The sequence below is a fragment of the Nonomuraea sp. ZG12 genome (assembly GCF_052068115.1).
Lineage (GTDB): Bacteria > Actinomycetota > Actinomycetes > Streptosporangiales > Streptosporangiaceae > Nonomuraea.
The window spans coordinates 123572-144399 of record NZ_JBQHCW010000007.1 but is presented as its reverse complement, the minus strand read 5'-3'; the positions used below and the strand labels follow the sequence as shown (position 1 = coordinate 144399).

Annotated in this window: 20 protein-coding genes and 1 riboswitch; of the genes, 8 read left to right on the top strand and 12 right to left on the bottom strand. The window is 68.6% G+C overall.

Annotated features, from left to right (window positions below):
- Positions 1-156: 156 nt before the first annotated feature.
- Positions 157-1719: an ABC transporter substrate-binding protein gene (locus ACTMTF_RS21335; protein WP_441112270.1), complete on the top strand. Its 1563-nt coding sequence runs from the start codon at positions 157-159 to the stop codon at positions 1717-1719.
- Here ACTMTF_RS21335 and ACTMTF_RS21330 read toward each other — a convergent pair.
- Positions 1695-1859, bottom strand: coding sequence for a hypothetical protein (locus ACTMTF_RS21330; RefSeq protein WP_397005459.1), 165 nt, complete (start codon positions 1857-1859; stop codon positions 1695-1697). The genes ACTMTF_RS21335 and ACTMTF_RS21330 overlap by 25 nt on opposite strands.
- Before the next feature lie 20 nt (positions 1860-1879).
- Here ACTMTF_RS21330 and ACTMTF_RS21325 point away from each other — a divergent pair, with 20 nt between their 5' ends.
- The 5 genes from ACTMTF_RS21325 to ACTMTF_RS21305 all read left to right on the top strand — a co-directional run bounded on the left by ACTMTF_RS21325 (position 1880) and on the right by ACTMTF_RS21305 (position 6275).
- Positions 1880-2524: a hypothetical protein gene (locus ACTMTF_RS21325; protein WP_441112487.1), complete on the top strand. Its 645-nt coding sequence runs from the start codon at positions 1880-1882 to the stop codon at positions 2522-2524.
- 99 nt (positions 2525-2623) lie between these two features.
- A complete protein-coding gene (locus ACTMTF_RS21320) occupies positions 2624-4120 on the top strand; it encodes an alpha/beta hydrolase (protein WP_441112269.1) in 1497 nt (498 codons plus the stop codon).
- Positions 4121-4165: 45 nt separating this feature from the next.
- Positions 4166-4681 carry a DinB family protein gene (locus ACTMTF_RS21315; protein ID WP_441112268.1) on the top strand — a complete coding sequence of 172 codons (516 nt, stop codon included), beginning with the start codon at positions 4166-4168 and terminating at the stop codon, positions 4679-4681.
- A gap of 69 nt (positions 4682-4750) precedes the next feature.
- On the top strand, positions 4751-5827 hold the full coding sequence (locus ACTMTF_RS21310) for a DUF6745 domain-containing protein (RefSeq protein WP_441112267.1): 1077 nt from the start codon (positions 4751-4753) through the stop codon (positions 5825-5827).
- 10 nt (positions 5828-5837) lie between these two features.
- A complete protein-coding gene (locus ACTMTF_RS21305) occupies positions 5838-6275 on the top strand; it encodes a hypothetical protein (protein WP_441112266.1) in 438 nt (145 codons plus the stop codon).
- Between the two features lie 36 nt (positions 6276-6311).
- Here ACTMTF_RS21305 and ACTMTF_RS21300 read toward each other — a convergent pair whose 3' ends face one another.
- From ACTMTF_RS21300 to ACTMTF_RS21290, 3 genes are all read right to left on the bottom strand, one after another.
- A complete protein-coding gene (locus ACTMTF_RS21300; RefSeq protein ID WP_441112265.1) occupies positions 6312-9044 on the bottom strand; it encodes a MinD/ParA family ATP-binding protein in 2733 nt (910 codons plus the stop codon).
- On the bottom strand, positions 9041-9451 hold the full coding sequence (locus ACTMTF_RS21295; RefSeq protein WP_441112264.1) for a hypothetical protein: 411 nt from the start codon (positions 9449-9451) through the stop codon (positions 9041-9043). The genes ACTMTF_RS21300 and ACTMTF_RS21295 overlap by 4 nt, the downstream gene beginning before the upstream one ends.
- A 145-nt stretch (positions 9452-9596) precedes the next feature.
- On the bottom strand, positions 9597-9914 hold the full coding sequence (locus tag ACTMTF_RS21290) for a hypothetical protein (protein ID WP_441112263.1): 318 nt from the start codon (positions 9912-9914) through the stop codon (positions 9597-9599).
- Between the two features lie 235 nt (positions 9915-10149).
- Between ACTMTF_RS21290 and ACTMTF_RS21285 the strand changes: the two genes are divergently transcribed.
- The gene (locus ACTMTF_RS21285) at positions 10150-10776 is read left to right on the top strand and encodes a hypothetical protein (RefSeq protein ID WP_441112262.1); all 627 of its coding nucleotides are present in this window, start codon (positions 10150-10152) and stop codon (positions 10774-10776) included.
- A gap of 484 nt (positions 10777-11260) precedes the next feature.
- Here ACTMTF_RS21285 and ACTMTF_RS21280 read toward each other — a convergent pair whose 3' ends face one another.
- From ACTMTF_RS21280 to ACTMTF_RS21255, 6 genes are all read right to left on the bottom strand, one after another.
- Positions 11261-11680, bottom strand: coding sequence for a hypothetical protein (locus tag ACTMTF_RS21280; RefSeq protein WP_441112261.1), 420 nt, complete (start codon positions 11678-11680; stop codon positions 11261-11263).
- A 474-nt stretch (positions 11681-12154) separates the two neighbouring features.
- A complete protein-coding gene (locus ACTMTF_RS21275) occupies positions 12155-12775 on the bottom strand; it encodes a GNAT family N-acetyltransferase (protein ID WP_441112260.1) in 621 nt (206 codons plus the stop codon).
- Positions 12776-12780: 5 nt separating this feature from the next.
- Positions 12781-12868, bottom strand: a riboswitch (SAM riboswitch).
- A gap of 77 nt (positions 12869-12945) precedes the next feature.
- Complete coding sequence (locus ACTMTF_RS21270) at positions 12946-13836, bottom strand: endo alpha-1,4 polygalactosaminidase (RefSeq protein ID WP_441112259.1); 891 nt, start codon at positions 13834-13836, stop codon at positions 12946-12948.
- 32 nt (positions 13837-13868) lie between these two features.
- Positions 13869-15197 (bottom strand): ABC transporter substrate-binding protein, encoded by a 1329-nt coding sequence (locus tag ACTMTF_RS21265; protein WP_441112258.1) that lies wholly within the window; start codon positions 15195-15197, stop codon positions 13869-13871.
- Positions 15198-16079: a carbohydrate ABC transporter permease gene (locus ACTMTF_RS21260; protein ID WP_397004445.1), complete on the bottom strand. Its 882-nt coding sequence runs from the start codon at positions 16077-16079 to the stop codon at positions 15198-15200. It lies immediately after the preceding gene.
- Positions 16076-16975 carry a carbohydrate ABC transporter permease gene (locus ACTMTF_RS21255; RefSeq protein WP_397004443.1) on the bottom strand — a complete coding sequence of 300 codons (900 nt, stop codon included), beginning with the start codon at positions 16973-16975 and terminating at the stop codon, positions 16076-16078. The genes ACTMTF_RS21260 and ACTMTF_RS21255 overlap by 4 nt, the downstream gene beginning before the upstream one ends.
- Before the next feature lie 258 nt (positions 16976-17233).
- Between ACTMTF_RS21255 and ACTMTF_RS21250 the strand changes: the two genes are divergently transcribed.
- Positions 17234-18538, top strand: coding sequence for an alpha-glucosidase/alpha-galactosidase (locus ACTMTF_RS21250; protein WP_397004441.1), 1305 nt, complete (start codon positions 17234-17236; stop codon positions 18536-18538).
- On the opposite strand, the gene ACTMTF_RS21245 is transcribed toward ACTMTF_RS21250, so the two are convergent.
- Positions 18531-19322, bottom strand: a complete 792-nt coding sequence (locus ACTMTF_RS21245; RefSeq protein ID WP_441112257.1) for a DeoR/GlpR family DNA-binding transcription regulator — start codon at positions 19320-19322, stop codon at positions 18531-18533. The two genes, ACTMTF_RS21250 and ACTMTF_RS21245, sit on opposite strands and share 8 nt — an antisense overlap.
- Entirely contained in the window at positions 19319-20668 is a 1350-nt protein-coding gene (locus ACTMTF_RS21240; protein WP_441112256.1) for a family 4 glycosyl hydrolase, read from the bottom strand. Before ACTMTF_RS21240 ends, ACTMTF_RS21245 begins: the two co-directional genes overlap by 4 nt.
- Positions 20669-20828: the final 160 nt, after the last annotated feature.

Below are 20828 nucleotides of genomic sequence, written 5' to 3'. Positions count from 1 at the left end.
CACTCCGGTCGGTCCCCTGCTGGCAACCCCGGACGGGACAAGCCAAGAGGATAGCAATCGGATCTCCGGAATGCCCAATTTTTCAGCGGCTTTGGACACGTAACCATGATCATGCAGTAGGTTTCGCAGGTAGATTCGGTCACTGAGGGAGATAGGTTGCGCCGTCGACTCGCAGCGGTCGCCGCGCTGGTGCTGCTGATCACGGCCTGCTCGGTCCCGCCCGAGGTGCGGCAGGCTCCGCCAGGAGATTCGGCGTTCGTCTACGTCAGGCACCTGGACATGATCACAGAGTGGGACCCGAGCCGGTCCTACTCCAACGAAGTCGTCGCGCTGCAGAACGTCTACGAGACGCTCACGCTGTGGAATCCGGTCACCAAGAGGGCCGGTCCGCGGCTGGCCACCTCGTGGCGGACCTCGCCCGACGGCCGCACCTGGACGTTCACCATCCGCCAGGGCGTGACCTTCCACACCGGCCGGCCGCTCGACGCGAGCGCGGTCAAGGCCTCGATCGAGCGCACCCGGCAGGCCAAGACCGGCGCCTCCTACATCTGGGACGCCGTCTCCTCCATCCGGGCCGAGGATCCGTCGACCGTGATCTTCACGCTGCGCTACCCGGTCCCGCTGGACCTGGTGGCCTCCTCCGCGTACGCGGCCTACATCTACGACACCGAGGCGGCGCCGGACCTGCGCACCTGGTTCGCGGCGGGCCGGGACGCCGGCTCCGGGCCGTACACCGTGGCCGCGTGGAAGAAGGGCAGTGAGCACGAGCTCACGCTCAAGTCGTACGGCGACTACTGGGGAGGCTGGGACCGGCCGCACTACCGCACGGTCAAGTACCGCGTCGTGCCCGATCCCACCCGGGCCTGGCGGCTGCTGCTGCGCGGCGAGGTCAGCTTCGTGTACCGGCTCGACTCCCGGCTGTTCGCCAGGGCGGTGTCCACGCCGGGCATCCGCACGGCCGAGCAGCCCTCGTTCCAGACGGCGATGTTGCTGTTCAACATGGCCAACGGGCCGATGACCGACCTGCGGGTGCGGCGGGCGGTGCAGAAGGCCGTCGACTACGGGGGTGTGGTCAGGGCCCTGCGCGGCGGGGTCGCGCCCGCCAGCGGCATCGTGCCCGAGGGCCTGCTCGGTCACGTCCGGGGCCGCGTGCCGAGGCAGGACCTGCAGGCCGCGGCCACTCTGCTGCAGCAGGCCGGGTACGGCCCGGGAGGCGAGCCGCTCACGCTGACCCTCTCCTACGCCGAGGGCGACACCGACCAGCGGCTGCTCGTCAGGAGGCTGCGCCGGGACCTCGCCCCGCTCAACGTCACGCTCAAGGCGAGGGCGATGCCCTGGACCGCCCAGTGGGAGGAGGGCAAGAAGAAGCGCCAGGACATCTTCCTCATGTACTGGTGGCCGGACTACGCCGACGGCTACTCCTGGTTCGGCAACGTCTTCCACAGTGCGGACCCGCCGCTGTTCAACCTGTCGTACATGAACGACCCGGCCACCGACGCCCTGCTCGAGACGCTGCCGGAGCTGATCGTGACCGACCAGGCCGCCGCGCAGCGCGCCTTCGCCCAGGCCACCGTGCGGGTGCTGGACAAGCGGGCCGCCGCGGCGATCCCGTGGGTGGTGAACTCACGCAGGGCCTACCTCGGCGGGATCCAGGGCTACGACGACAACCCGGCCTATCCCGACGTGGTCTTCGTCTACGACCTGCGGCCCTCCGGCTGATCCTCGATCCGCTCGCGGAGCCGTACCCTGATCTCTTCCGGTGTGTAGGCGCGGCGGCGGCGCTCGGCACGCGCGATCGCCACTCCGGTGGCCGCGACGCCCGCGGCTCCTGCCAGCCCGATTATCTTCCACAAGCGCATGTGCCTACGCTAGCGGTGTGCTGACTCTCGACGAGGCCGTTGAGCTGACCAGGACCGGCGATCTGTGGATCTTCCGGGGGCGTTCGGTGCCCGACCGCGCCATCCAGACGATGACCAACAGCCCGGTCAACCATGTGGGCATGGCGATCGTGATCGAGGACATGCCGCCCATGATGTGGCATGCCGAGCTCGGCAGGTCGCTGCCCGACCTGTGGTCCGGCACCCACCAGCGCGGCGTGCAACTGCACGACCTGCGTGACGCGGTGACGGTCTGGGCCGACCGCTACGGCCAGCGCCCCTGGCTGCGGCAGCTCGAACCCCAGGCGACCGCCGAGATGGAGGACGCGGCGCTGCGCACCGTGGCCCGGCTGGACGGCACGCCGTTCCCGTCCACGGCGCGGCTGGCCGCGCGCTGGGCCAGGGGCCGTGTCCCGCAGCTGCGCCGCCGGGCGCGCGAGCGCACGCTGGAGAGCGCCTACTGCGCGGAGGTCGTGGCCGTCACCTACGAGGCGATGGGGCTGCTGCCGACGGGCCGCCGCCCCAACTGGTACGACCCGGGCAAGTTCTGGAGCGGCGACGATCTGGACCTTCAGGGCGCCTACAGGCTGAGCGGCGAGATCACCGTCGGGGTCCCGCTCTCCGCCCGGGGCGCGGCCTCATCGTGACCGCCTGTCGTCAGCCGGGTTAAAGGGCGTCGCAACCGGTTTCGCCGACCATCTGGGAGCCAGGGAAAGTCCACGCGGCCGCCAGATGGAGACGGGAACATGCGACGCTTATTCGCGGTCATCTTAGTGTCGATCATCGGCTTGCTCGGCTCCGCCGTGCCTGACGCCGTGCCTGCCTCGGCGCAGGCCGGCGGCGGCCCGGAAGGAACGGGCGGCTACGACGGGCAGCGGCTCGCCTGGTCCGCCTGCGGCGGCGGGTTCCAGTGCGCCAAGGTCAAGGTGCCGCTCGACCACGCCAAGCCCCAGGGGAAGCGCATCGAGATCGCGGTGATCCGGCTGCGGGCCAAGGGGCCGAAGCGGATCGGCTCACTCCTGCTCAACCCCGGCGGTCCCGGAGCGTCGGGGGTGGAGCTGGCCAGGAACGCCAAGCGGTTCCTGTCGCCCGCGCTGCTCGCCCGCTTCGACGTGGTCGGGTTCGACCCGCGCGGTGTCGGGCTCTCCTCGCCCGTCCGCTGCGTCTCGTACGGCGTGCTGGACAGTTACCACGCGCTCGACCCCACCCCCGACACCCCGTCCGAGGTCCGCAAGGGCGACGCGTACCAGCAGATATACGCCCAGGGCTGCAAGGCGAACTCCGGCCGGCTGCTGGCCCACGTCGGCACCCGCGACGCCGCCCGGGACATCGACGTGCTGCGGGCGGCGCTGGGCGACCGGCGGCTGACCTACCTCGGCTTCTCGTACGGCACGCTGCTCGGCGCCACGTACGCCGAGCTGTTCCCGAAGCGGGTGCGGGCGATGGTGCTCGACGGCGCGATCGACCCCGCCACGCGCGGCGGCGCTCCCGGCGCGGCGGCGCACGGCTTCGAGACGGCGTTCACGTCCTTCCTGCGCGACTGCTACGACAGGCCGGGCTGCCCGTTCAGGACGCACAAGGTCAGCGCGTCGTTCAAGCAGGTGGCGAAGCTGTTCAAGCGGGCCGACAGGTCGCCGCTGCGCAACGACCTCGACGGCAGGCAGGTCAACGAGGCGCTCGTGTGGCGGGGCGTGATGGCCGCCATGTACTCCCGCGAGCGGTGGCCGTCGCTGCGCGCCGCGCTCGGCGACGCCTTCAAGGGCGACGGGACTGCGTTGCTGACGTTCGCCGACGGCTACAACGGCAGGCTGGCCGACGGCTCCTACGACAACAGCGGCGAGGCCTTCACCGCCGTCAACTGCGCCGACTACCCGCCCACGAGCAGGGCCACCCGCTCGGAGGTGACGTACGTGCCCGAGTCGCGCTACTTCGGCAAGTACTTCTCCGACGGGCTGCTCTCACCGTGCGCCTTCTGGCCGGTCAAGGGCGCCGAGGGCATCGTCGGCCGGGTGCGGGCCAAGGGCGCGCCGCCGATCCTGGTGGTGGGCACGACCCGTGACCCCGCCACGCCGTACAAGGACGCCGAAGCGCTGGCGGGCCAGCTCTCGTCCGGCGTGCTGCTCGGCTACGACGGCGACGGCCACACCGCCTACGGCGGCCCCTCCACCTGCGTGAACGGCGCGGTCGACCGCTATCTGATCAGCCGCGTCCCGCCGAAGGACAGGACCCTCTGCCGCCGGTAGAAATCGTGGTGAGATGTGACGGCGGTTGAAGTAACGTCAGCCTCCATGACACCTCCTCGCAGCCGCCCGCCCTTCGTGGCGGACGAACGCACCCAGTTGGTCGGCTGGCTCGACATGCAGCGCGCGATCGTGCACTACAAGTGCGAGGGCCTGTCCGAGCAGGACGCCCACCGGCCCGTCCTGCCGGACTCCCCGCTGATGACGATGGCGGGCGTCGTCTCCCACCTGCGCTGGGTCGAGCACTGCTGGTTCGAGGTGCTGTTCCTGGGCCGGCCCGCCACCGGCCCCCAGTTCGACGAGGACGGGCCCGAGGACGCCGACATGATGGCCGACGGCGTCCCGCTCGCCCGGCTTCTGGAGGAGTACGAGCGGCAGTGCGCGGTGTCCAACGAGATCGTCGCCGCCCACTCGATGGATGACGTGGGCAAACATCCGGACTTCCGCTCCGCCCAGGCGTCGCTGCGCTGGATGCTCATCCACATGGTCGAGGAGACCGGCCGGCACGCCGGCCACCTGGACGTCATCCGGGAGCTCATCGACGGCGAGAAGGGTTACTACTAGACAGATGGCGTGCCGATCTGTCACCATCTGCGGCATGATCAATGAAAGGGGCGCTGTCGCCCCCCTCCGGTGAACACGCTCGTGCAGCGGGAAGCTGCCGAGATCCGGAAAGAATGGATGGGCTGCGCGCTGACGACGCGGCCCGCCGACCGTCCGGCCGCCGAGGCGGCCATCTCCGGGCTCTACCGCCTGATCGGGTACGCCCCACCCCGTTTCCACTGGGTCTCCTCGCCGCTCATGGCCCTGGAGACCGTCCCGCCGGGCATCGGCCCTGCTGAGAGCATCGAACGACTGGCCGACTGGCCGGTGACGCGCGCCTTGATCTCCCTTATGCAGACGCTCTGCATGGGGCTCAACGGCCGACTCACCTGGGCTCAACGCCCGCTGGACCAGCTGATCGGCAGGCTGGTTCGCGCCCCGCTGGCGCGGTCCGTCGACAGCGCGCTGACGGAAGCACTCCTGCAGAGGCGGGAGTCCCGCTACGACCCGGCCGACCGCTGGTACGTGGCCCAGTCACCGTCCTGGATCGCCCATTACGACGGCCTGCGCCGGGCGGTCGGCGTGGTCTTCACACCTGAGCAGACCCATCAGCTGGATCTGTGGGCCGCGGCGGTCCGATCGTGCGGCTGGTGGTGGCCCCGCGAAGACGTGTGCGTCGTCTCCGAGCGGCCCGTCGCGCTGCACACCGAGCCGGGGGACGACATCGGCGAGGTAAGGCTGCATCGCGCCGACGGCCCTGCCATCCGCTACACCGACGGCTGGGACGCGCACGCCTGGCACGGCAGGCGGGTGCCCGCCTGGGTGATCACCGATCCCAGCGTCGAGCGGATCGCCCGCGAGCCCAACGTCGAGATCAGGCGGTGCGCGATCGAGCGCCTCGGCTGGCCGGCCTACATCGATCAGGCCGGGCTGCACCTGGTCGCCACCGCACCGGACCCCGGCAACCCCGGCTCACACCTGCGCCTGTACGACATGCGCGCCGAGACCAAGGTGCTCATCGCGGTCAACGGGTCGGTCGAACGCGACGGGCGCCGCCGCCAGTACGGGCTGACCGTGCCGGGCTTCCTCCGCGACCCCGTCGACGCCGCCGCCTGGACGTACGGGCTGTCCGCCGAGCAGTACTCCCAACTCCTCCGCCGAACCTGAGGTGATCCCCATGACCGTGACACTCGCATCGCTCTCCCAGCAGACCGGACTCGCCGTGCTCGACCACCTTGAGCAGTCGGTGCGCATCCCCGTCGTCGACGGCCTCCAGGCCCAGGGCGACCTCATCGTCATCCCACTGGCCATGCTCGCCTCGTCCGTGCGCGCCTGGCCGGACGGCCCTTGGACGGACGTGCCGCCCGAGGGCGTCGAACTGCTCCGCGGCGGCTCCGGCGGCAACCCGCACACACTCGTCGCCGAACCGGGCACCTGCCGCTGGACGACCCGCGTGACCGACCCCGACTGGCTGGCGATCGGCATCTTCGAGGCCTTCACCCCTGTTTACCTGCTGCATCCGGAGCACGGGGCGTCGGGATGCGCGCCGGGGACGTACGTGGTCAGGCGGCAGCGCGAGCGCGAAGGACAGCGCGCCCGCCTCGTCGCGGACTGACAGCGTGATCCCCCGCCCGTCGCGACGGGCGGGGGATCACGTGATCTGCTGCCGGACCAGATTCGCGATCGCGAGGATCTTCGGACGGACTGTCGCCTTGAACCCGAGACCGTGCCGGAAGATCTCCGGGATCCAGTACTGGTCCTCCTCACGGAAGACGACCCCGTTCGCGGCCAGGATCTCCAAATCATCGCCTGCCAGTTGCAGGGCCTTGGGACCGGAGGGAATGCGTTTCTGTTCGACCGGCAGCTCATCGAGCCGCTTGAGCAGGGCTCCGACGAGGGGACTCTCTTCACTGATCGCACGAATCTTGTCCTGACTGCACGCCACAAGCGCCTTGCGCATGGCCGCCGGCGCCAGCAGACGGTCGGCCCATCGCGAATCGTCCACCGACAGGGCGGCCGACTCGGCCAGGAATGTCATGATGTCACGGGCCTGGATCTGCCCGTTGAAATCCGACAGCGCGGCCAGGAACCAGCCCACCGACCGAGCCTCACGCGATCTGGTCGAGCCCATTTTCTCGCCCCACAGCTGAGTGAGCATATGTCCCAGCTCCTGCTCGGTAGCCCTGAACACCTGCTCCGGGGTGATGTCGGGAAGGGCGCCAGAGCGCTGCGCGGCCCACAGGGCGAGCCGCAGCGCTTCGGACGGGTTCCATTTGAGTTCGTACTCGCTGTATCGGGCGAAGAACTGTCGATAGTTCTGCCGAATGGCAGCCTGGACCAGATCACGCCGGACGAATACGACGAGCCCGAGTGGCCGGCCGCGCAGACTTCGCAGCCAGTCCAGGCAATCCACGAGAAGCACCCGCAGAGCCTGGCTTTCCGCTTTGTCCTGGGAGAAGTTCTGGAGCAGATCCTCCAGCCCGTCGACAAGAAAGATCCGGCTGTTGTCGGCAGCGAAGCCTGCCAGAGAGGCTTCGACGTTGTCCGGTGTGGCTTTCAGACCGATCGAGCGGGCGAGACAGGTCAGCCACACTCGCCGCCACTCGATGTCTGACAAGTTCGAGCGCAGCGCTTCGGCGATCAGATCGCGGAGGTCGAGCGGGCTCGCAAGTGCATGGTCGGGGTACGCGCTCGCGTCTCGCTGCAATTTCTCGAGGCGATCCGTGGTGGAAGTCTTCAGGTTCTTCGACACGAAGACCGGCACCAACAGGGCTTCGAGCGTGACATCGTTGACACCCACGGATTCCGCGTACTGGTGCCAGGTGCTGCGGAAACACATCTGGAGCTGGGTGAAGGTCTTGCCGGAACCTTTGGCTCCGACCACCACGCAAAGTGGGGGTTCGGTGCGATGTGAGGCGAGCAGATTCCGGAGGGACTCGGTCGCGAGAAAGTCGGAGTCTTCTGCCGTCTCCGCGTAAACGAGCTTCCGGCTGAAACGATTGAGGCCCCCTCGGCGGCTCGGCAGGTCATCGAGATGAATCTCGCGCCGGATGTCGTCAGCGGCAGTTGCGGCATCGTTCAGGTTGACCTGACTGACCTGCCCCAGTTCGTCGGCGAGCGACGAGAGCATTTCCGGCAACTGGTGTCGGCGGATCAGATCGACCACGGCATCCCATGACGCGGGAAGAGCCAGGAGGCGTTCCTGGAACGGGCTGAATATGGGCTCAAGAGCGACGTCGTCGTCGACTGTCCGATCCTCCGCGCCGCCATCGTCAGGCGCGAGTGTCCACGCGACCGCGTCACGCAGCTGAGCTGCGGCGTCGGTGGCCAGATCTTCGTGGCCCTGATCGCGGAACTGGGTGATGATCACTGAACCGGGCGGATCGATCTCCGGTCGGGTCGGCGCCCGGCGGCCGAGCTCTCTGATCGTACGCACCGTCCCGCGCAACGACTGATCGCTGATCGTGGTGACGAACACCCGCTTGACCCGCGGATCCAGCAGGACGGGGGCGGTGAGTTCGCTGGTCCCGGCGCGAAGGTCCACGAGCACGGTGCGAGCGTCCAACCGCACGGCCAACTCTGCGAGCGATTCGGTGAGGAAGTAGATCGACCGGCCAGGAGTGAGCAGATCGACAGGTTCCAGCCGAGGTGGGGCCATATCGAGGAGCGAGCGCTTCGTCGGCAGCACGATGACGTTGCCGGCCCTCTGGTTGGGCAGGTAGGCCGCGCCGAGGGTGACGGCGTCGTCGGGACGACCGTCTTCCGAAGAGTGCAGGAGCGCGAGGAAGTCCTCGTAACTGAAGTCGATCCGCCGCCCCTGTGCCGCGAACATCCAGGTGATACCGGGAGCTTCGAGGTCGGCGTCCACCAGCAGCACCTTGTCGCCTCGCTGGGCGACCGCGTGGGCAAGTGCCACGCCGTGCAGAGTCCTGCCGACTCCGCCTTTGAACGAATGCAGCGCCGCGATCTGCACTCCGCCTGCGAACTGCGTCTCAGGCGCGGGCAGCGGCTCGCCCAGCGCCCGGACGATGTGCCGTTCGCGCCACCGCAGTTCGCGGCGGGCCGGGGCGACCTCGCGCTCCCTGATGGAGACCGGGAGCAGACGATCAGACGGGCGCCCAGGCACCCCGTCGAGCCGCAGCGACGCTTCCCCGGCCTCGCCCACCATCGACCCTACGCCGAACGACTCTCCCAGCCACTGCAGAGCGAGCTCGGGAGGTGTTCCGGGGATGACCGTCAGTTCCAGCCCATCCCAGAACGCGTCGCACTCCAACAACCACGTCGGCCAAGCCCGGCACGCAGCCAAGACCGTCAGGTGGTCGTTGATGTCAACCCAGGTATAGATGTGGTCCGGGACGCCGGCGCTAGAAGTGGGCATGGTCATGCCCTCGATTCTTGTCCACACCAGTCCAGCAATGCACGCAACACCGCGACTGCCTGGAGCTCATGCTTTTCGTCGAGGGACCGGCCGTATCTCCAGGCCTCGTGAAGCTCGCTGAAGGAGACCTGCGACTCCTGTTTTCTCCGGGCGGCGCAGGGGCGCATCTGGGCGCACAGCCCCGGCGGTAGGTTCAGCTCTCTGGCCAGGCGCTGTAGGTCATGGTTGCGCAGGTGGTCAGGAAGGTCAGCGGTGGTTCTCAGGCCACGCTGGTGGAGGATTTCCGCCTTGAGGCCGCACTCGGCGCCGTAGAAGAGCAACAGCGCGGCTGATGGTTCCTTCTCCAGGGCATCACTCGCCAGCGGATGAGCGGGCTCGCAACTGGTTTCTGCCGACATCAATGGCCACGCCACGTGACCTTAGTGATGCATAGCGTAGGACTGAGGGCGAATGCGTGACATCATGTTCGCCGCCCTTCGCAGCTCAAGTGGCCGGTCGGGTCTGAGGAACAACCCCCGTTCGCATCGAGCGGGAGTTGTTCCTGCCTGTGGTTTCAGGTCAGCACAGGCCGGCGCCGTCGAAGTTCCTCGGGCCGCGCGGCACCTTGCTCGAGATGGTGTCGCCAGGGCGTGCGGTCTGACAGCTTCCGTCGACGCCGTGCGCCCAGACGATCTTGAGGTTCATCGTCTCGCCACAGTCGTTCCTGGCGTAGCCGGTCTTGGTGATGGTGCCCGTGTTCTGCCAGACGGTGACGCAGGACGGGGCGTTACCCGCGGGGATCGCCGCTGCTGCTGTTGCAATGCCCTGGAGCGCCAGGAGGCTCATCGCGGCGCCGGCGCTGGTCATGACGATGGCGGTCTTGAGAGCTTTGTGCATAGTGGGTTGATCCCTTTCTCTCATCGGCAGTTGGGGTGAAACCCTCGCCAGGGTGAGGACGGGGGGTGCACAAGTGGCGTGACGGTTTCTGCCGACCGTCCATGGCTACTCACTGTGATACTAGCGATGCGTAGCGTAGATGGTCGACCCCATGTTTCATCGTCGCGCCGCGTTTCGGGGGTCGTTCGCCGGCGATGAAAGCAACTCTTCGTGATCGATCTGCGACACTATGTGCATGTCGATGTTGCGTTCCGCCAATGACCTGCCCGACCACGGATGCGGGGGACTGGGCCGGGTGGCGCAAGGCGCGCTGTCTGCCTTGTCCGGCGCACCCGATTCGCTCGGCCTCTTCCTCGGCTACAACACGATGCCCGATCCGCCCTTTCCGATGGTCGGATATCTGCCGTTCGACCTGGGGTCGCAGGCGGCGGCCGTCCATCCGGCGTCCCTGCTCACCATGGCCGCCGACTCCATGCGGGCTCAGCCCGTGCCGCCGAAGGGGTCCTTCGACGAGCCCACCCAGCGGATGGCGTCGACCATGCGTGTGGACGCGATGGTGCTCGTCTGTCCGGCGAAGTCGATGGCGCCGGGCCGCGCCGCCGTCGCGCTGCTGCACAACCTGGCCGAGGGGTATTACCGCGAGGGCGACGCCGAGGCATGCGTGGATGTCCGGGACGCGGTGACGGTGCTGGGGGTCGACCGGGCGGGCGGCCGGGTGATGTTGGTGGCCGAGCGGGACGCGCGGGGACGTTTCGGGCCACCTGCCCGCGTCGAGGAGGCGCTGCCCGGGGAGCTGTTCGGGCTGCTGGGCGAGGCACTGGACGCCCAGTACCAATGGACGAAGGCGGCATTCTCGCTCTGACCCGCCCGGCTGAATCGCCGGCCCTCACGCTGTCGCGGATGGCGTCCGATGTGGCGAGATGAGGCCGACACCGCGATGCGCCGGCATGCTGGGCTGCCGGGTGGCAGCCGGGCAGAGAGTCAGGATATTTCTGACTCTCTGCCCGAATGGCTCTTTGGGGCTCGGTGCGCTGACCGCCTGGTCGGCTCGGATTCTGTAGTGACGGCTATGTACGAACTCAGCCGAATTCGTTGGCTTTCACGCCGTTGAGGAAGGCGTCCCATTCGGCGGGGGTGTCAGATGATCGAACTGCTCGCGCATCACGATAGCTCTCCGTGCGCTGAAAGCGGCCGTGTGGTTGATCCTCTGAAACCGTGCAGGCGGTCCTATGTCACCGTGGCCCTCGACAAGGCCGATGAGGCTGTCCCCTTCTCGATCATGTGGCGCTTGGATGAGCGGCCAAGGCCGGCTGGGGATGTCGAGAGTCAGGGATCATGCCTGGTGGTCAGCCCCAAGGGGCGCAGATGACATAGACGGTTCCGTTGGCTGAGTTGGTTGTCCTGACCTCCCAGCCTCGTGGGTCCTTGGACACGCCGAATACGGGGAGGCTCTGGTAGGCGTGGCCCGTACCGTTGTTGATCTTGTAGCCGCCGCCGGTCGCGGACTGGCCGGGGTCGCACATGGCTGCGCCGGAGCCGCCGATGATGGGAGCCTCCTTTACTTCGGCCCCTCTCACTCCTCCGGGATCACCCTTCTCGCCCCTGGGTCCCTGTGCTCCCTGGAGCCCCTGTTCGCCCTGGGGGCCGGTCTCCCCCGCGTCGCCCTTGAGGCCTTGCGGGCCGGTCTCCCCAGCCTCGCCTCGGGGCCCGGCGGGGCCGGTGTCACCCCTGGGCCCTTGCTCGCCCTGCGGTCCAGCGGCTCCCACCGGGCCGGCCGGTCCTTCGGCACCCCACTGGACGGCAACCTCGGTGAAGAGACACCCGGCTCCCGGGTCGACTATCCGAGCAACGCGGGTGATCTTGCTGACACAGGCATGAACCTGAGGCGTGGCAGACGAGGCGGTAGCCATGCCTCCTACCGGTAACAGTGCTGCCGTCAGCGCACCCACTGATGCGAGCGTGGCCAGGCGCCTGCTCTTCCCGACGTCCATAACGACTTCCCTTCTTGGGGCGATCTGTGCTGTTGACATCGATCCGCCCTCTGACGGGACGGGCCGGTGTCTCCTTTGGATCATGTCGCTGGACTACCGTCAAGATCGGCAGACGTACCGGAAGTCGCTGAGCTGCCGGGCTCGGAGGAGCAGGAGATCGGGCCGCTGGGTGTTTCTCTCGTGGGTGTGCTGGGGGAGGGGCGGCGATCGTGCGCGCGTACGCGAGGCGGAAAGAGGTGCACAGCTTCGTCATGGATCGGTGACTTCGAGGCGGGCGTGCAGGGACGACTTGACGGCGGGCCATTCGGTGTCGATGACCGAGAACATGGCGGAGTCGCGTAGCCGCCCCTCCTCGCCGGGGGCCCACGATGGTGACCAGTTGCGCAGCACGCCCTCGAAACGCGCGCCGAGGCGTTCGATCGCGCGGCGGGAGCGTTCGTTGCGGGCGTCGGTCTTGAGGTCCACGCGGGTCACGCCCAACGTCTCGAACGCGTAGGTGAACAGCAGGAGCTTCGCCTCGACGTTGATCCCGGTGCCCTGGGCCGAGGCGGCGAGCCAGGTCCAGCCGATCTCGATGGCGCGGAGCTCCGGCCGGGCCGGCCAGGTGCGCGGGTTCCAGAAGGCGGTGCAGCCCACCGCCATCCCGTCCGCCACTCGAACCTGGGCGAAGGGGATCAGTCCCTCGCGTTCGCGGGCGAACTGCGCCGCCAGGTAGGCGTCCATCTCGGTGGCCCGTGGCACCAGGGTGTAGGCGTAGGAGGAACGATCCTCCTCTGCCGCCCGTACGAGATCCGCCGTGTGACCCGCGGTGAGCGGTGCCAGTCGTACGAGCGATCCGTGGAGCACGGGAACGTCAAGCCGCGGCCGCATGGCTCTCCTCATCGTTCCTGGCATTGGCACCTTCGCGCAGGCAGGTTGCCGGATCGTCGCCGGGCCAGGTCCCTCGGATCCTCTGGATGAAGCCGCCATCTTCTCGGCCGTCCGGGGATCACGTCAAGAAGGCCCGGTCGTGCATGGGTGCGCACGACCGGGCGAAAGGGCTATCTGCAGGCGACTCGGTACGCGTCCAGGTTCAGTTTCTTCTTCAGGGAGTTGAAGTTCTGGGCGTTGGACTTGGCGCAGAACTTCGAGGTGGGCAGCTCGTACTCGACGGTGAACACCGCCTTGCCCGCCTTGACGAACTGGTCGTAGCCGTAGTCGCCGTTCTGCTTCGTCGTGCACTCCTTGTACTGCCAGCACTGCTCGTTGAGCGCCCAGTCGAAGTAGGGCAGCAGCGCGGGGATCTGGGCGAGGTCGTTCTTCAGGCCGGCGGACAGGCCGCGGGTGTGGGCCTGGTTGGCCAGCCATGCGTTGTAACGCAGCTGGTCGGCGGCGTCGAGGTCGAAGCCGGTCTCGTTGGTGTAGCCGTCGACGTTGTCGAACTCGACCGCGTCGAAGCCCTTGGCCTTGCACATGTCCAGGCGGGCTCGCATGACGTCGCCCAGGGCGCCGGTGTACTTGCGGATGTCGAGCCAGCGCTCGCCCTCCCACTCGTCGAGCGGGTCGCCGAGCACCGAGGCGGGGAAGTCGGCCTCGTCCGGCCGCCATTCCTCGTACGACCCGGCGCTGATGTAGCAGACGACCTTGCGGCCCGCCTTGGTGGCGTGCAGACGTCGTACGGTCGCCTTCGTGGCGTCGAAGCCGTCGATGTCGTACATCGTGACGTCGCGGAACGGTTCCTTGGGCACGGACGCGAGCTGCCACTGCCAACTCGTCCTCAGCGCGGGCCGCCAGCAGCCGGGACAGGGGACGGGGGCGGGCAGTTTGACCTTCTCGGAGGCGGCGGTGGGCGCGGGTCGTGCCTGTGTCCGGGTCTCCGCCTGGGCCGTCCCGGTCAGTGCGATGGTGCAGAAGGCGGCCAGCGCCGCGATCAGATGCCGGGGAAGTCGCATGCTCTGCCTCTCGCTAGGGGGGACTCATGATCTCAGCCTCCCGCGAACAGGCCGTTCACTTGCTGGTTCGCCGCCGTCAGGGCGGTCTTGGCGTCCTTCTGGCCGAGCCAGACCTCGTCGAGCGCGGTGCCCACGATCTGGTTGATCTCGTCGCCGTGGTCGCTGACCGGCAGCAGGAACGTGCCGTCCTTCGCCTTGGCCTCGTCCACGAACAGCTGCACCTCCCGGCCGGCCTTCTCGTGCGCGGCCAGCACGCGCTCGGTGGCGCTGAGGATGGCGGGGAAGACGACGGCGTTGTCGGCGACGATGTTCTGGCAGTCGGTGGAGCCGAGGAACTTCACCCACTTCCAGGCGGCGTCCTTGTGCTCGGTGCCGGCGTAGATCACGTCGGCCAGGCCGTTGAAGGAGGACTTGCGGCCCAGCGGGCCGGTCGGCAGCGGGGCGAAGGCGAACTCCTGCTCGGTGGCGTCCAGGTACGTTTTGATCATCCAGGAGCCGGTGATGCCGAGCGCGGCCTTGCCGGAGGTGAGCACGGCGTCGGTGCCGAGTGAGCTGGTCTTGTCGTACGACGGGGTGTAGCCCTTGTCGGCGATGCTCTTGTACCAGGTCGCGGTCTCGATGAGCTTGGGGTCGTCGTAGAAGTACTTGGTGCCGAACGGGTTCTTGTCGATGAAGGAGAAGCCGTTGGAGACCGCCAGGTTGCCCCAGCTGTTCTGGCCCAGGGAGCCGTCGTTCAGCTCAGGGGCGTAGCCGTGCACGGCGATCTTGGTCTTGTCGAAGCCGGGCTCGTCGCCGCGCTTGCCGGCGGTGTCGACGGTGAGCTTGGCCAGGGCGTCCTCGAAGGTGCCGCCGTCGTCCGGGTTCCAGGTCAGGTCGCTCAGGTCGACGCCGGCCTCCTTGGCCTGCTTGACGTTGTAGACGATGGCCATGGTGTCCCAGTCCTTGGGCAGGCCGTACCTCTTGCCGTCCTTGACCCACTGCTCGGCCAGGCCGGGCCAGTACTGGGTGAGGTCGACCTTGTCCGCGGTCACCATCGGCTGCAGGTCCAGGAGCTGGCCGTTCTTCACGAACTGGGGATAGAACGACGCCTGCATGGTGATCACGTCCGGGGCGTCGCCGGAGACCATCTGGGTGGTGAGGTTCTGCCAGTACTGGTCCCAGGCGCTCTGGGTGATCTTGATGGTGATGTCCGGGTTGGCCTTCTGGAAGGCGTCCGCGCACTGCTGGTAGGCCCCCTGCTGCACGTCGTCCCAGAGCACGTAGTTCAGCGTGACCCCGTCGCCAGCGGACGTGCCACCGCCCCCGCCGCATGACGCGGTGAGCACCACGGCACTCACCGCTATGACCAGCTTTTTCATCATTTATCCCTTCATGCCGGAGAACTGGATCGAGTCCACGAGCCGGCGGCCGAAGAAGGCCACCAGCAGCAGGACCGGGATGACCGACAACGCCGAGCCCGCCATCAGGCCGGTCCAGTCGGGCGCCGTGTTCGGCGACTGCCTGAGGAAGACGCCGAGGGCCGCGGTGAGCACCCGCGACTCCTCGCCCGGAGCCACCAGCAGCGGCCACAGGTAGTCGTTCCAGGTCCAGACCGCGGTGGTCAGGGCCAGGGTGAGCAGGGGGCCCTTCGTCATGGGCAGCACCACCCGCCAGAAGACGGTCCACGCGCCCGCGCCGTCGATGAGCGCCGCCTGCTCGACCTCGCGCGGGATGCCGAGGAAGAACTGGCGCAGGAAGAAGACCGCGAACGGCGTCATGAGCAGGGTGGGCGCCACCAGCCCCGGCAGGGTGTTGAGCCAGCCGAGGTCCTTGACCAGGACGAAGTTGGGCAGCAGGGTGAAGATCGGCGGCACCATCAGCGCCGCGACGAACACGCCGAACAGCGTGTCCCTGCCCCGGAAGCGCAGCCGGGCGAAGGCGTAGCCGGCCATCGCGCACATCAGCGTCTGGACGATGGTGATCAGGCCGGTGTAGAGGATGGAGTTGCGCAGGTAGAGGAAGAAGTTCAGGTCGGCACCGGAGCCGCCGGCGGCCCGTGCCTCCTCCCGGCTCACCAGGCCGAGCACCCGCTGGAAGTTGATGAGCGTGGGGTTGTCCGGCAGCAGCGTGGCGTTGTCGGCGCCGAGCTCCCGGCCCGGGGTGATGGCGGTGCGCAGCATCCAGTAGAGCGGGAACAGCGAGATCAGCAGGGCCGCGATCAGGCAGAGCCACGCCACCAGGCGGCCGATCTTGGGCAGGTTCACGTGAGATCCGAGGTGGAGGCGCGCAGCAGGCGCAGCTGGATGAAGGTCAGCACGCCGAGGATGAGCACCAGGCTCAGCGCCAGCGCGGAGGCGTACCCCATCTTGAAGTGGGTGAACGCCTGCTCGTAGATGTAGAAGTAGACGACCCGGGTCGCGTTGACGGGCCCGCCCTTGGTGGTGACGGCGATGGTGTCGAAGAGCTGGAAGGAGCCGATCAGCGACACCACGAGCACGAACGCCAGGATGGGCCGGAGCAGCGGCATCGTGATGGAGAAGAACTGGCGCACCTCACCGGTGCCGTCGATCGCCGCCGCCTCGTAGATCTGCGGCGGGATCAGCAGCATGCCGGCGTACAGCAGCAGGGCGGTGTAGCCGACGCCGCTCCAGGCGTTGATCACGGCCACGCTGGGCAGCGCCAGGTCGGGCGAGGTCAGGAAGCCCTGGTTCTCCATGCCGAGACCTCTCAGCACATGGTTGAAGAAGCCCAGGTTGGCGTCCAGCAGCCACATCCACAGCAGGGCGGTGGTCACGCTGGGCACCAGCCACGGCACCAGCAGCAGGGACCGGATCAGCAGCGACCGGGTGAGGCGGTGCAGCAGCGCCGCCAGGCCGAGCCCGCCGACGATCTGCAGCGTGATGGTCAGCACCACGTAGTAGCCGGTGACCTTGAGAGCGTTCCAGAACAGCGGATCGCTCACCAGGGTCGCGTAGTTGTCCAGGCCGACGAAGGCCGGGTCGGACAGCAGGTTCCAGTCGGTGAGGGAGTACCACGCACCGCGAATCGCCGGGTACAGGTAGAAGACGGCGAAGGCGAGGCACACCGGGGCGAGGAACCCGATCGCGACCCTGCCGTCCCTGCGCTGTCTACGGAGGGTCGCTGTCTTCTCTAGTGTCATGGCCGTCATCGTCGCGGCATCTCCAGACTTCCTGGACGGCGGGATGGAGTCCATCTTCGCCACTTTCAAAACCTTGTCAATACCTTCGATGCGAAACGCGATGCGAGCGTTATGCGAGGTCACTTCGCAAGACTTGACAAGTTATCGAAGATGCTGGGAGCGTTCCTGCCCATGGCCGCTACGTGGGGCGGTGATTTACGGCACCCGAGCCGCGGGGGGCACAGCGGCACAGCCGACCTGGGAGGAAGTCGTTCCAGCATGAGAAACCCGAAGATCGTCTTCATCGGCGCGGGCAGCGTGGTGTTCACTCAGGGGTTGCTCGCCGACCTGCTGGCCTACCCGGAGCTGCGGGAGATCCGCGTCGTCCTGCACGACATCGACCCCGAGCGGCTGCGCGTCGCCGAGGCCGTGGCCCACCGGATCGCCGCCGAGCGGGGCGCACGCCCCGAGATTACCGCCGAGCCGGACCGCCGGATCGCCCTGGACGGCGCCGACTTCGTCATCAACATGATCCAGGTCGGCGGGCACGACGCCACCGTCACCGACTTCGAGATCCCGGCCCGCTACGGCCTGCGCCAGACGATCGCCGACACCATCGGCGTCGGCGGCGTCTTCCGCGCGCTGCGCACCTTCCCGGTCCTGGACGCCATCGCCGCCGACATGGCCGCGGTCTGCCCCGACGCGCTGCTGCTCAACTACACCAACCCGATGGCGATGAACGTCTGGTACCTCAGCGGCAAGGTGCGCAACGTCGTCGGCCTGTGCCACTCGGTCTACTGGACCATGCAGAGCCTCGCCGAGCTGGTGGCGGTGCCGTACGAAGAGATCACCTATCTCGCGGCGGGCGTCAACCACCAGGCGTGGGTGCTGCGGTTCGAGCGGGACGGCGAGAACCTCTACGACCGGCTGGACGCCGCCATCGACCGCGACGCCGAGCTGCGGCGGCGCGTCCGGGTGGAGATGTACCGGCGGCTGGGCCGCTACCCGACCGAGACCAGCGAGCACTCCGCCGAATACCTGCCCTGGCTGCTCCGGCACGACGCCGAGATCGACCGGCTGCGCATCCCCGTGGATGACTATGTGGGGATCAGCGCGGAGAACGTCCGCGAGTACGAGCGGACCCGCGAGGCCGTCCGCACCGGCGCCGAGCTGCCCGTCGAGGGCACCGAGGAGTACGCGCCGCAGATCATCCACAGCATCGTGACCGGCACCCCGCGGGTGGTCTACGGCAACGTCGTCAACGGCGGCCTGATCTCCAACCTGCCGCCGGACTGCGTCGTCGAGGTGCCCTGCGCGGTGGACGCGGGCGGCGTCCGGCCCACCCGCGTCGGCGCGCTGCCGCCGCAGCTCGCCGCGCTCAACCGCACCTACGTGAGCGTCAACGAGCTCACGGTACGTGCGGCGCTCGAAGGACGCCCCGAGCATGTACGGCACGCGGTCATGATCGACCCCAACGCCTCGGCCACGCTGTCACTGGACGCCATCTGGCGCATGTGCGACGACCTGACCAAGGCCCACGGGGACCTGCTGCCGCCGGAGCTGCGGACGAGCCTGCTCAGCTAGCCAGCTCCACCTTCAGGCCGCGCTCGCGCAGGACCGCCACCAGCGCGGGATCGGCCGCCTCGCCGGTGATGAGCAGGTCGATCTCCGACAGCGCGCAGATCGGCGCCATGCTCGTCACCCCGAGCTTGGCGGAGTCGGCGACCAGGATCCGGCGCCCGCCGCAGCGCAGCATCCGCTGCTTCATCTCCGCGTCGGGCAGGTTGACGTTGGTGATCCCGTCGTCGGGGTGCACGCCGCCGCAGCCGAGAAGGACGGTGTCCACCCGGACCCCCTCGATGAGCTTCCCGCCGAGCGGATCCACCAGGGAGTGCTGCTGGCGGCGCAGGCTCCCGCCGGTCAGCACGACGGCGAACCGGGGCAGCGCCGGCTCCAGCTCCAGCGCGGTGCGCAGGCCGTTGGTGAACACCGTGACCTCGGTGAGGTCGGCGCGCGCCACCAGCTCCCTGGCGACGTAGGCGGTCGTGGTGCCGGCCCCCATCATCACGCTCTCGCCCGAGCCGACCAGCCGCGCGGCGGCCCTGGCGATCAGCGCCTTCTCCACCGCGGCGGTGCCCAGCGACAGCTCGAAGGACGGCTCGGTGCGCGGCGCCGGACCCGCCGCCACCGCGCCGCCGCGCACCCGCCGGATGCGGCCCTGCTCCTCCAGCGCGTCCAGGTCGGCGCGCACCGTCACGCTGGACACGCCGAACGCCTCGGCCAGCTCGGCCACCCGCGCGAACTCCTGCTCCATGATCATGCCGAGCATGCGCTCGCGCCGCACCTCCGTCGGCACCGACTCGGTCATGAGCGGGCGCCAGTGGGACGGCCAGCAGGACGGCCGGTGGAACGGCCGGTGGAACGGATCGCCTCAGGGAGCAGGTCGCCGTGGGCCTCGATCAGCTCCTGGCACAGCGCCTCGATCGCCGGCAGCGGGAGGGTGGCCGCGGTGTTCGGGTCCAGCATCGCGGCGTGGTGCACATGGCGCGGGTCGCCGTCGAGCACCGCGCGCACGGTCAGCTCGACGACATTGAGGAAGGTACGGTTCAGCGCGACCAACTGGGGCGGCAGCTCACCCACCGGCTGCGGGTGCACCCCGGCCGCGTCGACCAGGGCGGGCACCTCCACGCAGCAGCTCTCGGGCAGGTTGTCGATCAGGCCCCGGTTGCGCACGTTGACGTAGACCTCCTTCTCCTGGCCGGTCAGCATGGCCAGGATGGCGGCGGCGGCCGGCTCCTGATGCTGCCAGCGCACCAGCAGCGGCCGGCCCGCCGACAGCGCGCGCCTGGTCTCCTCATACTGGTGCAGGCTCCGGCCGGCCCGGCGCAGATACTCCTCCACCGGCACGCCGAGCCGGGAGGTCTCCGCCGTGTGCCGCATGAACCACGGCACGTACTCGGCGGCGTGCTCGCTGGACTGGGTGGGGAAATGGCCGAAACGGCGATACATCTCCACCCGTACGTGCCGCTCCAGCTCCGGGTCCGCCTCCAGCACCGCGTCGAGCTCCGGGTAGAGCGAGCGGCCGTCGGCCTCGAAGCGCAGCACGAACGACTGGTGATTGACCCCGGCGGTGAGGAACCGCACCTCGTCCAGGCCACGGCCCACCAGGTCGGCCAGGTAGGCGTGGGTGTCGCACACCGCGTGGCACACGCCCGCGAACCGCTCGAACGTGGTGCCCTCCTGCACCGCCCAGCCCGTCATCGCCATCGGATCGCTGCAGCTCAGCAACCACGCGTCCGGGCAGAGCTCGGCCATCTCCCGGCCCAGCTCGACATAGACCGGGATGGTGCGCAGGCCACGGAAGATGCCGCCGATGCCGATCGTGTCGCCGATCGTCTGACGCAGGCCGTAGCGGTGCGGGATCTCGAAGTCGCGCAGCGTCGCCTCGAAGCCGCCCACATGGAGGTAGCCGACCACGAAGTCGGCGCCCTCCAGCGCCTTGCGCCGCACCGGGCAGACGCTGATCACCGCGGCCGATCCCGCCTCGGCGTCCAGCGCCCTGACGAGCGCCTCGGCCGTCGCCAGATGACCGGGGTCGTCGTCGTACAGCACGATCTCCAGCTCGCCCCGCAGCGCGGGGGCGAGGAGCAGGTCGGAGACGATCCTCCGCATCAGGTCCACGTCACCGGCGCCGATGAAGACGATGCGTGCCATCCTCACCTCCCACGCGATTCGTGGGCCGAACACTACTTCACCCCCAGCATGGACGCACCCGGAGGCGAGGTGGGTGGCGGCATGGACGCACCCGGAGGCGAGGGGGTGGCGGCATGGGCGCACCCGGAGGTGGGGTGGGTGGCGGCATGGGCGCACCCAT

Coding starts and splice junctions, on each gene's coding strand:
- ACTMTF_RS21245 (WP_441112257.1), bottom strand. CDS start 19,322: ATGACCGAGTCGGTGCCGACGGAGGTGCGGCGCGAGCGCATGCTCGGC.
- ACTMTF_RS21320 (WP_441112269.1), top strand. CDS start 2,624: ATGCGACGCTTATTCGCGGTCATCTTAGTGTCGATCATCGGCTTGCTC.
- ACTMTF_RS21315 (WP_441112268.1), top strand. CDS start 4,166: ATGACACCTCCTCGCAGCCGCCCGCCCTTCGTGGCGGACGAACGCACC.
- ACTMTF_RS21240 (WP_441112256.1), bottom strand. CDS start 20,668: ATGGCACGCATCGTCTTCATCGGCGCCGGTGACGTGGACCTGATGCGG.
- ACTMTF_RS21330 (WP_397005459.1), bottom strand. CDS start 1,859: ATGCGCTTGTGGAAGATAATCGGGCTGGCAGGAGCCGCGGGCGTCGCG.
- ACTMTF_RS21300 (WP_441112265.1), bottom strand. CDS start 9,044: ATGACCATGCCCACTTCTAGCGCCGGCGTCCCGGACCACATCTATACC.
- ACTMTF_RS21305 (WP_441112266.1), top strand. CDS start 5,838: ATGACCGTGACACTCGCATCGCTCTCCCAGCAGACCGGACTCGCCGTG.
- ACTMTF_RS21285 (WP_441112262.1), top strand. CDS start 10,150: ATGTCGATGTTGCGTTCCGCCAATGACCTGCCCGACCACGGATGCGGG.
- ACTMTF_RS21270 (WP_441112259.1), bottom strand. CDS start 13,836: ATGCGACTTCCCCGGCATCTGATCGCGGCGCTGGCCGCCTTCTGCACC.
- ACTMTF_RS21255 (WP_397004443.1), bottom strand. CDS start 16,975: ATGACACTAGAGAAGACAGCGACCCTCCGTAGACAGCGCAGGGACGGC.
- ACTMTF_RS21250 (WP_397004441.1), top strand. CDS start 17,234: ATGAGAAACCCGAAGATCGTCTTCATCGGCGCGGGCAGCGTGGTGTTC.
- ACTMTF_RS21290 (WP_441112263.1), bottom strand. CDS start 9,914: ATGCACAAAGCTCTCAAGACCGCCATCGTCATGACCAGCGCCGGCGCC.
- ACTMTF_RS21275 (WP_441112260.1), bottom strand. CDS start 12,775: ATGCGGCCGCGGCTTGACGTTCCCGTGCTCCACGGATCGCTCGTACGA.
- ACTMTF_RS21265 (WP_441112258.1), bottom strand. CDS start 15,197: ATGATGAAAAAGCTGGTCATAGCGGTGAGTGCCGTGGTGCTCACCGCG.